The organism is Pusillimonas sp. SM2304, from assembly GCF_031628915.1.
Lineage (GTDB): Bacteria > Pseudomonadota > Gammaproteobacteria > Burkholderiales > Burkholderiaceae_B > Pusillimonas_C.
The window spans coordinates 361,301-374,797 of sequence record NZ_JAVLUJ010000001.1; the positions used below are offsets into that span (position 1 = coordinate 361,301).

Here is a 13,497-nt window from a genome sequence, read left to right on the forward strand (position 1 = left end):
TCAGCGCTCCTACGCAATAACCCCGGCTGCGCGCCACTGTTCAATCTGCGCGGACGAGCAGGCCAGTACACGGCGCAGTATGACATCCGTATGCTCGCCCAGCCTGGGCGGCGCGCCCGGCGGGCGCGGCGGCGTCCCGCGCAGTTGCAACGGCGAGGCCGTCAGGCGCAGCGTGCCGTGGCGCGCGTCCTCGACCTGGGCGATCAGGCCCCGGGCCTTGACCTCGGGCGCTTCCAGCGCTTCGGGTACTGTCCTGACCGAACCGGCGGGCACACCCGCGGCACGAATGCACTGGAGCCAGTGAGCCGTTGGCTGTCCGGAGAAAATACGCTGAAGCGCCGGCACCAAGGTGTTGCGGTTGAGCACGCGGTGCCGGTTAAGGCGATAACGTTCGTCCTCGGCCAGCTCCGGCCTGCCCACCGCGCGGCACAAGGCCGCAAACTGCCTGTCGTTACCCACCGCCAGGGCGAACTGCCCATCGGACGACGCCATGATTTGATAAGGCACGACGGTAGGATGCGCATTGCCGAAACGCCGGGGCTCATTGCCGGCCGCCAGGTAGCCCGACCCGATGTTGGCCAGCACGCTGATCGCGCCGTCCAGCAAAGCCAGGTCGATATGCTGGCCGGCGCCGGACCGCTCGCGCGCGAACAAGGCGGCCAAGATCGCCTGCACACCGTTCATTCCCGTCACCAGGTCCGTGATGGCCACGCCCAGCTTCATGGGCTCGCCATCGTCGGCGCCCGTAATGGACATCAAGCCGCTTTCAGCCTGAATAATGAAGTCATAGCCCGGCTCGCCAGCCCGCAGCCCCGTCCGGCCATATCCCGAAATAGAGCAATAGATCAGGCGCGGGTTGATGCGCGCCAGATCTTCGTAGCCCAGGCCGAAACGCTCAAGCGTCCCCAGCCGGTAGTTTTCCACCAGCACGTCCGCCTGCTCGGCCAGGCGGCGTATCAGCGCCTGGCCTTCCGGCAATTTCAGATTGACCGCAAGCGATTGCTTGCTTCGGTTGGCGCACATGAAATAGGTGGACTCGCCATCCCGTTCGGGGGGCAGCCACGAGCGCGTGTCGTCGCCCTGCACCGGCGCCTCGACCTTCCATACTTCCGCGCCCAGGTCGGCCAGGGTCTGCGTGCACCAGGGTCCGGCCAGCACCCGGCTCATGTCCAGCACCCGTATCCCGTGCAACGCCCCTTCCTGCGGTTTGTCCTGCCTGGCTTGCTCCACCTGCCTCTCCTGTCTGTTTTTGTTTACTGGCATTCGTATCCGGCGCGGCGTCGCTCAGGGGGAAAGCGTCCCGCACATGAAGGACAAAGCGGTGTCGTCCTGGCGCAGCAGTTCGCCGCCCAGGCGGCTTTCCCAATAGGTTTCCGATCCGCCCGCATGCCGCCATTCGCGCAGCTTCCGGGTGTACAGCTGCAAGTCGTATTCCTCTGTGATGCCAATGGCGCCATGCACGGCATGGCTGATGTCGGCCACGATGGCGGCCGCTTCGCTCGTTCTGGCCTTGCCTGCCGCTGCCATCAGGGCCTGCGGGCGCCAGTCATCGGACTGGCATGCCAGTTGCGCAGCCATGCGCGACACCCAGACCCGTTCGGCCATGATGCTGATTTGATTCTGCACGGCCTGGAATTTTCCGATGGGCTTGCCGAACTGGGTGCGCTGGTTCGCATAGTCCAGCGTCAAGGCCAGAACCCGGTCGGCCGCGCCCGCAATCTGCGCCGAATAGCTTGCCGCCGCAAGGCTATCGATATCGCAGCCCGCATCCGGCACCTGGGCCGCGCCGTCCCATCCGCCGGTCCACTGAATGTCGCTGCCCAGGCCGCCATACCCCGCGCCGTCAAGGCGGAAACGGTCTTCCACCGGCAACAGGCGGACGCGGCCATCGACCCTTGCCAGCACCCAGTCGGCCGTCCTGCCGAATGGCACGAAAGCGCGCAGCGGCGCATCCGTTTCAGGCGCATCCAGGTGCCCGAGCAGCGCAATGGCGCCCGCAGGCGCCGCCGCCCCCACCTGGGCCAGATAAGCCCTGGCCAGCATCGTCTGCGCGAACGGCACGGGAACGGCGTGCCGGCCGGCCGACATGAACAAGGGGAAAGCCTGGGCCAGGGTAAGGCCCGCCCCCCCATGCTGTTCGGGAACCAACGCATCAAGAAAACCCGATGCTTCAATGCCGGCCCAAAGCGCCTTGGCGTTTCCGTCATGTTCCACCTGACGTATGACGGCCGGCGTTGACATCTGTTCAAACAGGCGCTCCAGCGCATCCGAGAATAAATCGTCCATCCGTGTTCCTTAGCGCAGGCCCAGCCCGCGCGCAATGATGCCTCGCAAGATTTCGCGGGTGCCGCCCCTTAACGAGAAAGAAGGCGCAAGCTGTTCCAGATACGACAGCGCCCGCATCAGCGCGATATCCGTTGGCGCGGCCGGTTCGGCGCCCAGCACATCGCCGATCAGGCGGGGAATAGCTTGTTCTATTTCCGTCCCGATATCCTTGACGATCGTGGCTTCAATCGCCGGGCTCTCGCCCCGGTCAAGCTTGCCGGCCAGGGAAATCGACATCAAGCGCAGCACCGCCAGCCAGGACACCATTTTGCCCAGTGCCGCCGTGGTATGCGCGCCGCCCAGACGATGTCGCCGGCAATACTTCAGCCAGGTTTCCAGTAAGACCATGCTGGAATACAAACGCTCCGGACCGCTGCGTTCGAACGCCAGCTCTGCGTTGACCTGCGCCCATCCATCGCCCTCGGTGCCGATCAGCGCGTCGGCCGGGCAGGCGACGTTCTCGAAAAACACTTCGGAAAAATGGGCATCGCCCGCCATATCGTTGATGGGCCGGACGGTCACGCCCGGCAGGCTCAGGTCGACGATCAATTGGGACAGGCCTTTATAGCGATCCGCGGGCTCGCCCGACGTACGCATCAGGGCGATCATGTAATGCGAATGCTGCGCATTGGTCGTCCATATCTTGCTGCCATTCAAGGTCCAGCCCTTTTCCGTGCGCACGGCGCGGGTTCGAATGCTGGCCAGATCGGAGCCGGAGTTGGGCTCGCTCATGCCAATGCAGAAAAAAGCCTCGGCCTGGCTGATCCTGGGCAGATAGAAGGATTTTTGGGCGTCGGTGCCATACTTCAGGATCAGCGGCCCGCTTTGGCGATCGGCAATCCAGTGCGCGGAAACCGGCGCCCCCGCGGCCAGCAATTCCTCGGACAATACAAACCGTGCATAGGCGCCCTTGCCTGCGCCGCCATATTCCTTGGGCAGCGTCAGGCCGAGCCACCCGCGCTGCGCCAGCTTCCGGCTGAAGTCCGGGTCGAAGCCCATCCACGAGCGCGCCCGCCGTTCGGGCGGCATGTCTTGCAGGGCGTCATTCAAAAAGGCGCGCACTTCCGCCCGGAACGCATCATAGGCAGGTGGAATAGGCGTGAGTTCTAAAGTATCTATCATGATCAGCTTGTCTGTTCTTGTCCCTGCCGGAAGGCCGCGGCGAAAGGCACGGCCCGCACATCATTCACGGGGATACTATCCGTGCTTACGCATATCCATGTCTAATATTATTTTTTTGAATATTGATACGGAATCGCTATCAGCATGCCCCGCTACGCCAAGCCGGCCGGCATCCCATACACCACGGGTATCAGGCACGGCGAAAATAATATTGGCCTCAGGCGCGTCGACCTTCTAACCTAGCATCACACACTATGAGGATGAGTATGGAAAACGTGCTGCACTTCAAACAGGACGACGACGGTATCGTGCTGTTGACGATGGACGATGCGTCCACCCGCAATGCCCTGACCGGCAACCCTATGGTGGATGAGTTCCTGGCCGCCTTCGAACGCATCCAGAACGACCCCAGCGTTCGGGTGGTCATCATTACCGGCGCCGGGAAGGCGTTCTCGTCGGGCGGCAACATCGCTGAAATGGGGCGGCAGCTGAAACCCGAATTCGAGGCCGCCGCGCTGCGCCATGAATATCAATATGGCATACAGCGCTTGCCGCTAGCCCTGCATAACCTGGAAGTCCCCACCATTGCGGCGGTCAACGGAGCCGCCATCGGCGCGGGCTTCGACCTGGCCTGCATGTGCGATATGCGCATTGCGTCCGACCAGGCCGTGTTCGCCGAAAGCTTCGTCAAGCTGGGCATTGTGCCCGGTGATGGCGGCGCCTGGTTCCTGCCCCGCATCGTGGGGATGTCGCGTGCGGCTGAAATGACATTTACCGGCGATGCTATTGACGCCCAGCAGGCCATGGCGTGGGGTTTGCTATCGCAGATCGTGCCGCCGGATCAACTGCTGGACGCCAGCCTTGCCCTGGCGCGCCGTATTGTCACCAACCCGCCGGAAGCCGTGCGCATGAGCAAACGTCTGCTGCGCGAAGGCCAGCACAGTCGTCTGGATACCGTACTGGAAATGTCGGCCGCCTTCCAGGCGATCGCGCATAAAACAGCCGGGCACGCGCAAGCCGTGCAAAAGTTCCTTGATCAACGAGCCAAGAAGAAATAATCATGCCTATCATTACCGCCCAACTTGCCGCCGGCTACAGCGCCGCTCAAAAAACCGCCTTGCTTGAACACGCGACGCAAGCGATTGCAGACAGCATACAGGCGCCACTGCCCAGCATCCGCATCTTCCTGCAGGAAAGCCAGGAAACCATTGTGGCCGGGAAACTGGGCGCCGACCTGCTCACCTTTATCGCTTACCTGATCGAAGGGCGAACCGAGGCGCAAAAGGCCGCGCTTATTCTGGCCTTGAATCAAGCGGGCAGCGCCAGCATAGGCATATCGCCCAAGGACATCCGCGTGATCATTCAGGACGTCCCCAAAACGGATATGGGCGTGGCCGACGGCATCAGCGCAAAACAGGCCGGAAGATAAGGCTGCGCGGCCGTCAACCAACAGGGCAGGCTTGCGGCCTGCCCTTTTTTGCGCCGGCGGCGGATGCCGCCGCCCCGTCCGTTACGTCATTGCACGAACTGCGGCAGGAACAGGACGATAGACGGCACCAGCACCATGAGCATCACCAATACCAGGTCGGACACAATAAACCAGGTCACGCCGCCAAAAATCTGGGCCAGCGGCACTTTGTTGCCGACGATTTCCTTGATGACGAAGACGTTCAGGCCGACCGGCGGCGTGATCAAGCCGATCTCCAGGAACTTGACGAGCAGTATGCCGAACCAGACCAGATTGGCATCCTGGGCCTCGAGTATGGGCAATACAATGGGCAGCGTCAGCAGCATGCAGCCCAGCGGATCCAGGAACATACCCAGAAACAGATACAGCAGCGCAATCGCCCCCATCAGGACCAGGGGGTGCACGTCCATGGACGTAATGTGCTCCGACATGAAATCGGGCAAGCCGGTCATGGCCAGGAAGCGCGTCAACAGCGCGGCGCCGATGGCAATGAAGAAAATGGACGCCGTGCCGCGTATGGTCTCGACCACGGCCTGCCGCACAACGCTCCATGTCAGGGCGCGTTTCAGCAACGCAATCACAAAGGCAAGGAAAGCCCCCACCGCGCCCGCTTCGGTCGGCGTGAAGACGCCTGAAAACAAGCCGCCGAATACGCCGATGACCAACAGCACAAAAGGCCAGATTTCAAGCAGGGAGCGCATCCTGACCGACAGCGGCGGAAGCGCCGGCATGCGTGGCGCGATCGACGGCGTGATCGTGACGCGGGTCGCAATGACGATGGAATAGAAGATCGCCGTCAGTATGCCCGGGATCACGCCCGCGATGAATAGCTGCCCGATGGACACTTCGGCAAACACCCCATAGACGATCATGATGATGCTGGGCGGTATCATCGAGCCTATTGTGCCCGCCGCCGCGACAATACCCGCCGAAAAACCGGGCTGGTAGCCCAGGCGCGTCATTTCGGGCACTGCAATCCGGCCCATGGCCGCGGCCGCGGCCAGGCTGGACCCCGTCACAGCCGCAAAACCCGCCGCGCCCGAGACCGAGGCAATGCCCAGCCCTCCGGGCAAGCGGCCCAGCCACAACTGCGCCGTACGAAACAGCGCTTCAGTGATCTTGGAGTAATAGGCCACATAGCCCATCAACAGGAACATGGGAATGGAGCTCAGCGTCCAGTGCGCCGTGAACTCGTACGGGATCTGCGACAAAGTGCCCCACGCCGCACGCGGCCCGACGTAGGCCCAGATGCCGCCGAAGGCGACGCCGCCCAGCGCAACACCCACAGGAACCCGCAACATCAGCAACACGACGACAAGGATCAGCCCTGAAAAACCTAAAGTAATGCCGTCCATAAACTATTCTTTCCCTTCAAGCGACACGGATTCGAGCAGATCCTCGTCGTCCTGGCTGATGCCGTGGCGAATGGTGCTGAATGCCTTGATCGCCAGCGTAAAGGCCAGCAAGCCAAAACCGATGACGGGAAGAAAGCGCGTGGGCCAGATCGACACGACCACGATGCTTCCCGCATAGGTGCCGGCGCCCAATGCCTGCATGGCGGGCTTCCACGCCGCATAAGCGGCGCATGCGCAGAACATCGCAGCCAGCAGCAGGGCCGCCGGAAGCAGCACCCTGCGTAGGCGAAGCGACAACATGCCATAGACCAGTTCGACATGGACCAGGCTGGCCCCCTTGCGTTCGAGTGAAAACAAGGGCAAAAACACCACGGCCGCCATGTAGTAGTAAGTGACCATTTCCATGGTCAGTGGAACCGGGGAATTGAACACGTACTTGGCAATCACGTCGGCCGTCACGTGCAGCATCATGCCCAGCAGGGCCAGCGCGCCGGCGACGAGAAATATTCGCTCAAGATATCTGACAAGGCTGGCCATAGGCGATCTCTGGTAAGGGGGTCATCGATGACGGCGGGTTTACATGCCGTACGAGGAAGGATCGATCTTGGCGTAGATTTCGTCCTGCATGGCTTTGACCAGCTTCTGGCGATCGCCGCCCGTCTGCTCGACAATGCCGTCCCATTTCTTGAGCAGCTCGCGGTATTGTTCTATCCATTTTTCCGCGTCATTGATGCGATAGCGCGCTTTGGCAATGGCGGCGGCTTGAACCAGGTCCTTCTCGACGAAGGCTTCACGCTGGTCCAGCAGTTCCTGGCTTGGCTCCAGGATGTTGACCTGATGCTCTTTGGCAAGCTTCATCGCGCTTTCATCGCTGTTCATGTATTCGAAGGTCACGCCGATTGCGCCGACCGCCGAGCCGTCGAGCAGAATGCGGCGCTGGTCATCGGTCAGGTCTTTCCAGAAATCCTGATTCATCGTGAACAAGGACATGGCTGCGTAAGTCCCTAAAGGCAGCATCACATCGTACTTGGCCACATCCCACAGGCTGTATGATTGCAGGGCCGAGGGCGAGAACACGGCCACATCCACACCGCCCCGGTCCAGCGCCTCGAACATTTCAGCGGCGGAAACATTGACCGAGGTGCCGCCCACATGCTGCGTCCACCTGTCCCATACCGTGCCGGCCGAACGGAACTTCTTGCCCTGCAAGTCGGCGGGCGCCTTGAGCGGGGTCTTGGCGATCAGCGTGTACGGCGTCGTGGAGTAAGACGAGGTGAACACCAGGCCCTTGTCGGTAAAGTCCTTGCGGCAGGGTTCGCAGTGCAGCGTCACCAATTCGGTCACCGCGGCCGCGACGGCCGGCGGATTGCTCGACAGCATGGCCAGGTCGGAGATCAGCTGGAAATACGGAAACTCGGCCGGGAAGTACGTCAGGGCCAGTACGCCGATATCGGCCACGTCATTGCGTATGCCCGGCAGCGTATCGGTCGCGCCCAGTAGCGCGCCGCCGCTCCAGAACTTGAAGTCGATATCGCCTTTCGAGGCTTCCTTGACGTAATCCATGAACGGCACATACCCGCCGACCACGCCGGGATGCTTGGGCGGGTGCCAACTGCTGGCGCGTATCGTCGTCTTGGAAAATGCGGTGCCCGCCATCAGCGCCAATGCGCCGGCCGCTACGATTTGGGCAAACTTTGTCTGCAATGCCATGTCTTCCTCCGAAGTTTTATCAGGATGGGGCCGTATGTTTTTAGCTTGAAGCCCATCAAGCGATGCGGGACACTATGCGATCAACCGATATCGCTTGTCTAATATTATTTATATCGATCCTGATACGATTTGAATATACATTAGGGCATACCCGTAAGGCCTGCATGCCGGCGATTACCGCTTGCGCACCAGGCTGCCCGACGCCTTCAGCACCGACTCCGTCAGGGCATCCATGGCTTGCGAGTTCACGCGCCAATGCTGCCAATACAGCGGAACGTCTTCCCAGGCCCGCGCGCGCAGCGGCACCAGGCGGCCTTCATCCAGATGCTGCTGGATCAGCGGCAGCGGATTCATGGTCCAGCCCAGCCCCGCCAGGGTGGCCTGCACAAATGCCCGCGAAGACGGCAGCCACCATACGGGGGGCCGCCAGGCCGCGCCGCGCATGACTTTCTGGGCGAAGCGGGCCTGCAATGCGTCTTTGCGATTGAAAACCAGGACGGGGGCCGACTCCAGGGCGCGCGCATTCAGCCCAGCGGCAAAATGACGCGCGTGGAACGAAGGCGAGCAGGTGGCGACATAGCGCATGCTGCCCAGCGCGTGATTCCTGCAACCCTGCACGGGGTCGGCCAGTGTGGTGACGGCCCCCAGGACCGCCCCCTTGCGCAAAAGCTCCGCCGTATGGTCCTGGTCTTCGGACTGCAGATCCAGCGTCGTGTGCGTGCGGGACGCGAACAGCTCGGCGGCGTGCATGAACCAGGTTTCCAGGCTGTCGTGGTTGACCGCCACGGCGATACTGGCCTGCTGCGCAGGATCTTCGACGCCGAGCCGGCTCAGGGCGTCATGCTCGAGCAAGGCGGTTTGTTCGGCCAAGTGCACCAGTACGTGCCCGTCGGGCGTGGCCACGGCGGGCACCGTGCGCTGCACCAGCAGCCTGCCCATGCGCTCTTCCAGCGACTTGATACGCTGCGACACCGCGGAGGGCGTCACGCTTAACGCGGCCGCCGCCCGTTCGAAGCTCCCCTCGCGCACCACCGCGGCCAAGGCACGCAAGTTGGCGTGGTCGATATGCATGTCTGGCCCATCCCTAAATTAAGTATTGCTTAATATACATTACTTAATTTAGTTTTATTTTATATAGTACGCCGATCAGAATAGCGCCATTCAGCCTCATGCCGCCGGCAAGGCTGCTTTTGCAACAATCGCTGGACTGATTCATGTTTTCGCTCATCACCAACTCCTCGTTCTTCTCGGCCTGGGCCAGCGGCGCCGCCACCGGCCTGGGGCTGTTTGCGGTCGTGGGCGCGCAAAGCGCTTTCATTCTGCGGCAAGGGCTGATGCGCTCGCACTTGTTCAGCATTCTGCTGACCTGCGGATTGATCGACCTGGTCTTTATCTTTGCCAGTGTCTGGGGCTTGCAGACCATCGCCGTCTGGTTTCCCTGGCTGACCGCCGTGATTCTTTGGTTCGGTGTGGCTTTTCTGCTCTGGTATGCCTTGCAATCGGCGCGCCGCGCGCTCAGCAAGGGTTCGGCGCTGGCCCTGGCCGAACAGGCAGTGCCGTCCCGGCGCGCGGCATTGCTGGGCGCCATGGGCTTCAGCCTGCTCAACCCCCATTTCTGGCTGGACATGATGGTGGTGGGGTCGCTGGCCCACAGCTTCGGCGACGCCCGCGATGGGTTTGCGGCAGGGGCTTTCACCGCCAGCCTGATCTGGCTGGCGGTACTGGGAGTGGGGTCGCGCCTGTTTGCCCCGCTCTTTGCCAACCCGCGCGCCTGGCGGATACTGGACGGCTGCATCGCCGTCATCATGGCGGGCCTGGCTTTTGGGCTTGCCTATAAAGGGGCTTGAATACGGCGCCCGCCGGCCAGATGCCTAGCGCGTCGCCAGCACATAGGCGCCCTGCGCCAGATAGACGACGCCTATGGTCATCACGATCCCCTGCGTCCAGCGCCGGAACTGATTGTCGGTCAGCTTTTCCAGGACAAACTTGCTTAATGTAGTCCCTGCTATCGCCATGACGACGGCGATGCCCATGGCCACCTCTTCGACCCCGGACTCGCCCCCCATGACGCGGGTGAAATAAACCAGCTTGGCCAGGTGGGAAAAAGTCTGGCAGGCCGCTTTGGTGGCCACCACCGAACGCCTGTCCATATCGCTGCGCACAAAAAAGACGTCCAGCAATGGGCCCGACACGCCGGCGATGAACTGCATGCAGGTATTCAGGAAGCCGCATACCTCGGCACCGAAGCGGCTGCTGGCTTGCGGCACATACCGTGCAGGCACCAGGACCGCCAGGAAGGGGATGATGCCCAGGCCTATCAGCACCATGGCCCGGTCGGGGACAAAGCCAATGAACGTAAACAACAGGGCGGCGCCCAGCAAGCCCAGTACATAGCGTCCGAAGATCCGGTAGTCGGTATTGCGGCGCCATAGCAAAGCGCGCCATCCGTTGGACGTCATCTGTGCCGTGCCGTGCAGCACCATGGCGGCGGAAACAGGCAGGAAAGCGATCAGGATGCCCATCAGCACCATGCCGCCAGCCATGCCGAACACCCCTGACAGAAAAGAGGTTCCCAGCACGGAGAGCGCCAGCACTGCCAATAAACCTATATGCACCTTGTATTCCCACCCGATGACGAATCGATAGCGGTGAATTATAGAACCGGAGCCTGGCCCGGCGCCGCAACGCAAAAAACAACTTGTTTTGACTCCCGTCAAAGCAGGCCGAAAATAACCATGCTCAGATAAGGGTGATTATTCACCAACAAGGGGATCACCATGTCAAAGCGCATGCTTTTTGCTTTATGCACCACCCTGGCGCTGGGTGTTACAGGGGCTGGCGCCGCCGAGCCTCCCACTGATCAGCTCAGGGAAACGGCGCGTCAATTGTTCCGGCCCATTCCGGAAATGGAAGTGATCGTCAAGGAAAAGGGGCTGTCCGCCGAGCAGATAGAACTGGGCAAATGGCTGTTCTTCGAGCCGCGGCTATCGCGCAGCAATATCATCAGCTGCAATACCTGTCACAGCGTCGGCACAGGCGGCGCCGATAATATTCCCACCTCCATCGGCCACGGCTGGCAGCACGGCCCGCGCAATTCGCCCACCGTGCTGAACGCCGTCTTCAATGCCGCCCAGTTCTGGGATGGCCGCGCCAAAGACCTGGCCGAGCAGGCCAAGGGGCCGGTGCAAGCCAGCGTCGAAATGAACGCCACACCCGAGCACGTAGAAGAAACGCTGCGCAGCATTCCCGAGTATGTCGAGTTTTTCGGACGCGCGTTCCCGAACGAGCAGGATCCGGTCAACTTCGACAATATGGCCAAGGCGATCGAAGCGTTTGAAACCACGCTGGTCACGCCGAATTCGCGCTTCGACCAGTATCTGGCCGGCAAGGAAACGCTAAACGGCGCCGAGCTGAAAGGACTGGGGCTTTTCATCAATAAAGGCTGTGTGGCCTGCCACTCGGGCGTCAACGTCGGCGGACAAGGCTACTTCCCCTTCGGCGTCATCAAGAAGCCCGGCGCAGACATCTTGCCCCCCGGCGACAAGGGCCGCTTCACCGTGACCAACACCGCGTCCGACGAATATGTATTCCGGGCGGGGCCCCTGCGCAATATTGCGCTGACGGCCCCCTACTTCCATAGCGGAGAAGTCTGGGATCTGGAGCAGGCCGTGGCGATCATGGGGTCGAGCCAACTGGGCCACGAGCTGAACGACGAGGAAGTCAAGGCGATTACGCAGTTCTTGCACACCCTGACGGGCGAACAGCCGCGCGTGGAGTATCCCATCCTGCCGCGCAGCACCGCCGCCACGCCCCGGCCGCAGCAGTAGCAGGCGGCACACAGCGGCAACGCTGGCCGCAACGGCCGCGTCGCCAAGCAGATGCAGCGCAAGCGCCGTAAGCCGGTATACTCACCGGCTGCGGCCACTTTTGCGTTGTGTTTGCTGATGACAAAATTCCTGTTCCACGTCGACCTGCGCCGGTTGATTCTATGGATGTGTTTTTTCTTTGTCGCATTGGCGCTGGCAAACAGCTTTTATGCCGCCTACCAGGTGCAGCGCGAAGTACTCATGGAAAACACCCTGGAATCGAACCGGGTGTACGCACAGAAGCTGGCCCACATCACGGACGCCTATATCCGCTCTTCCCGCCTTCTGCTGGAAGGCGCGGCCAGCGACCTGGCCGATCAAGCACTGACCTCGCAACGCACGCAAGCCACGCTGCAGCGGCTGGCCAACATGACGGCCGGCTTCAATTCATTATTCGTCGCCGCCGCATCGGGCGTGGCGATTGCCGGCGTGCCGGCCAATCTGGATGTCATCGGCACCACGATACAAGCCCCGCAGATTGCCCAGATCCTGGCCATGTGCCGGCCTTATATCACCGCCCCCTTCCGCAGGGCCGACAACAACTGGATCGTCATGATCACCCAGCCCATCCTGGATAAGGATGATCACTGCCGCGGCTACATCGCCGGCACCATCTATTTGCATGAAGCCAATGCCCTGCGCTCGGCCCTGGGCAATCACTTCTATAAAGACAATTCCTACCTGTATGTGGTGGACCAGACCGGTAACGTCATCTACCACCCTGAACTCAGCCAGATCGGTACCTCCAAGCTGGACAACCTGAGCGTGCAGGCGGCGCTAAGAGGCGAACGGGGCGCGCTCAGGCTGACCACCGAAAACGGCATCGACGTACTGGCGGGCTATGCACCCGTGGCGTCCACCGGCTGGGGCATCGTCGCGCAACGGCCGACCCAGGCCGCGCTGGCGGGGCTGGGCGGCCTGTTCTGGCAAGCCTTTTATTACTCGGTACCCATTTCATTGCTGAGCCTGCTGGCCATAGGCTGGCTATCGAAGTTCATCGCCCGCCCCTTGACCGACCTGGCCGAAGTCGCTTCCAACCTGGATAATCGGGCCAACTTTGCCCGTATCCGGTATATCAAAGGCTGGTACCACGAAGCTTCCCTGCTGCGCGAAGCCTTGCTGACCGGATTCTCCGCCGTCGCGCTGCGCTTGCGGCGCTTGCACCAGGAAAACACCACTGATCCGCTGACCGCCGTGACCAACCGGCGCGGGCTGGACGCCGCGCTAACGGTCCTGTCGCAAGACAGAGTCCCGGTGGCCCTGGTCCTGTTCGACATCGATCATTTCAAGGTGGTCAATGATACTTATGGGCACGCCGCGGGCGATGAAGTGCTCAAGACCATCGCCTCGGTGACCGTCGAGCAGGTGCGCGAAACCGACATCATCGCCCGCCTGGGCGGCGAAGAATTCGTGGTGGTCCTGCCCAATGCGACGCCCGAATCGGCGTTGCTGTTTGCCGAGCGCCTGCGCTTCAGCATCGAGCATACGGACTTCAGCCCCTGCGGAAAAATCACCGTATCGCTGGGCATTGCCCAGTACCCCACCGACGCCCACAGCGTAGGCGCCGCGTTGAAACTGGCGGACGCCGCCCTGTATAAAGCCAAGAAAGACGGCAGGAACTGTACCCGGCAGGCATCGGAACTGGCCTGAA

13 protein-coding genes are annotated in these 13,497 nt (G+C 61.7%); 5 read left to right on the forward strand and 8 right to left on the reverse strand.

What is annotated here, in order from left to right:
• Positions 1 to 9: 9 nt before the first annotated feature.
• Genes RE432_RS01670 through RE432_RS01680 form a run of 3 tightly spaced genes read right to left on the reverse strand, consistent with a single transcriptional unit; the run spans position 10 to position 3,447 of the window.
• Positions 10 to 1,230, reverse strand: coding sequence for a CaiB/BaiF CoA-transferase family protein (locus RE432_RS01670; RefSeq protein WP_310931483.1), 1,221 nt, complete (start codon positions 1,228 to 1,230; stop codon positions 10 to 12).
• Between the two features lie 54 nt (positions 1,231 to 1,284).
• On the reverse strand, positions 1,285 to 2,286 hold the full coding sequence (locus RE432_RS01675) for an acyl-CoA dehydrogenase (protein WP_310931484.1): 1,002 nt from the start codon (positions 2,284 to 2,286) through the stop codon (positions 1,285 to 1,287).
• Positions 2,287 to 2,295: 9 nt separating this feature from the next.
• The gene (locus tag RE432_RS01680; protein ID WP_310931485.1) at positions 2,296 to 3,447 is read right to left on the reverse strand and encodes an acyl-CoA dehydrogenase family protein; all 1,152 of its coding nucleotides are present in this window, start codon (positions 3,445 to 3,447) and stop codon (positions 2,296 to 2,298) included.
• Between the two features lie 266 nt (positions 3,448 to 3,713).
• Between RE432_RS01680 and RE432_RS01685 the strand changes: the two genes are divergently transcribed.
• Entirely contained in the window at positions 3,714 to 4,505 is a 792-nt protein-coding gene (locus tag RE432_RS01685) for a crotonase/enoyl-CoA hydratase family protein (RefSeq protein ID WP_310931486.1), read from the forward strand.
• Between the two features lie 2 nt (positions 4,506 to 4,507).
• Positions 4,508 to 4,876, forward strand: a complete 369-nt coding sequence (locus RE432_RS01690; protein WP_310931487.1) for a tautomerase family protein — start codon at positions 4,508 to 4,510, stop codon at positions 4,874 to 4,876.
• Between the two features lie 86 nt (positions 4,877 to 4,962).
• Here the strand turns inward: RE432_RS01690 and RE432_RS01695 are convergent, their stop codons facing one another.
• The 4 genes from RE432_RS01695 to RE432_RS01710 form a co-directional block, all read right to left on the reverse strand.
• On the reverse strand, positions 4,963 to 6,270 hold the full coding sequence (locus tag RE432_RS01695) for a TRAP transporter large permease (RefSeq protein ID WP_310931488.1): 1,308 nt from the start codon (positions 6,268 to 6,270) through the stop codon (positions 4,963 to 4,965).
• Between the two features lie 3 nt (positions 6,271 to 6,273).
• Positions 6,274 to 6,807, reverse strand: a complete 534-nt coding sequence (locus RE432_RS01700; RefSeq protein ID WP_310931489.1) for a TRAP transporter small permease subunit — start codon at positions 6,805 to 6,807, stop codon at positions 6,274 to 6,276.
• Between the two features lie 39 nt (positions 6,808 to 6,846).
• A complete protein-coding gene (locus tag RE432_RS01705) occupies positions 6,847 to 7,980 on the reverse strand; it encodes a C4-dicarboxylate TRAP transporter substrate-binding protein (RefSeq protein WP_310931490.1) in 1,134 nt (377 codons plus the stop codon).
• A gap of 174 nt (positions 7,981 to 8,154) precedes the next feature.
• Positions 8,155 to 9,051: a LysR family transcriptional regulator ArgP gene (locus RE432_RS01710; protein ID WP_310931491.1), complete on the reverse strand. Its 897-nt coding sequence runs from the start codon at positions 9,049 to 9,051 to the stop codon at positions 8,155 to 8,157.
• 143 nt (positions 9,052 to 9,194) lie between these two features.
• On the opposite strand from RE432_RS01710, the gene RE432_RS01715 reads away from it, so the two are divergent.
• Positions 9,195 to 9,827, forward strand: coding sequence for a LysE family transporter (locus RE432_RS01715; RefSeq protein WP_310931492.1), 633 nt, complete (start codon positions 9,195 to 9,197; stop codon positions 9,825 to 9,827).
• A 24-nt stretch (positions 9,828 to 9,851) separates the two neighbouring features.
• Here the strand turns inward: RE432_RS01715 and RE432_RS01720 are convergent, their stop codons facing one another.
• Entirely contained in the window at positions 9,852 to 10,595 is a 744-nt protein-coding gene (locus RE432_RS01720) for a TSUP family transporter (protein WP_310931493.1), read from the reverse strand.
• A 162-nt stretch (positions 10,596 to 10,757) separates the two neighbouring features.
• On the opposite strand from RE432_RS01720, the gene RE432_RS01725 reads away from it, so the two are divergent.
• Positions 10,758 to 11,807 carry a cytochrome-c peroxidase gene (locus tag RE432_RS01725; protein WP_310931494.1) on the forward strand — a complete coding sequence of 350 codons (1,050 nt, stop codon included), beginning with the start codon at positions 10,758 to 10,760 and terminating at the stop codon, positions 11,805 to 11,807.
• A 117-nt stretch (positions 11,808 to 11,924) separates the two neighbouring features.
• Complete coding sequence (locus RE432_RS01730) at positions 11,925 to 13,496, forward strand: sensor domain-containing diguanylate cyclase (protein WP_310931495.1); 1,572 nt, start codon at positions 11,925 to 11,927, stop codon at positions 13,494 to 13,496.
• The last annotated feature ends 1 nt before the right edge of the window (position 13,497 follow it).

Bases quoted from the DNA above. Each gene is read 5' to 3' on its own strand.
- RE432_RS01675 (WP_310931484.1), bottom strand. From the start codon at position 2,286: ATGGACGATTTATTCTCGGATGCGCTGGAGCGCCTGTTTGAACAGATG.
- RE432_RS01680 (WP_310931485.1), bottom strand. From the start codon at position 3,447: ATGATAGATACTTTAGAACTCACGCCTATTCCACCTGCCTATGATGCG.
- RE432_RS01685 (WP_310931486.1), top strand. From the start codon at position 3,714: ATGGAAAACGTGCTGCACTTCAAACAGGACGACGACGGTATCGTGCTG.
- RE432_RS01690 (WP_310931487.1), top strand. From the start codon at position 4,508: ATGCCTATCATTACCGCCCAACTTGCCGCCGGCTACAGCGCCGCTCAA.
- RE432_RS01695 (WP_310931488.1), bottom strand. From the start codon at position 6,270: ATGGACGGCATTACTTTAGGTTTTTCAGGGCTGATCCTTGTCGTCGTG.
- RE432_RS01700 (WP_310931489.1), bottom strand. From the start codon at position 6,807: ATGGCCAGCCTTGTCAGATATCTTGAGCGAATATTTCTCGTCGCCGGC.
- RE432_RS01705 (WP_310931490.1), bottom strand. From the start codon at position 7,980: ATGGCATTGCAGACAAAGTTTGCCCAAATCGTAGCGGCCGGCGCATTG.
- RE432_RS01710 (WP_310931491.1), bottom strand. From the start codon at position 9,051: ATGCATATCGACCACGCCAACTTGCGTGCCTTGGCCGCGGTGGTGCGC.
- RE432_RS01715 (WP_310931492.1), top strand. From the start codon at position 9,195: ATGTTTTCGCTCATCACCAACTCCTCGTTCTTCTCGGCCTGGGCCAGC.
- RE432_RS01725 (WP_310931494.1), top strand. From the start codon at position 10,758: ATGTCAAAGCGCATGCTTTTTGCTTTATGCACCACCCTGGCGCTGGGT.
- RE432_RS01730 (WP_310931495.1), top strand. From the start codon at position 11,925: ATGACAAAATTCCTGTTCCACGTCGACCTGCGCCGGTTGATTCTATGG.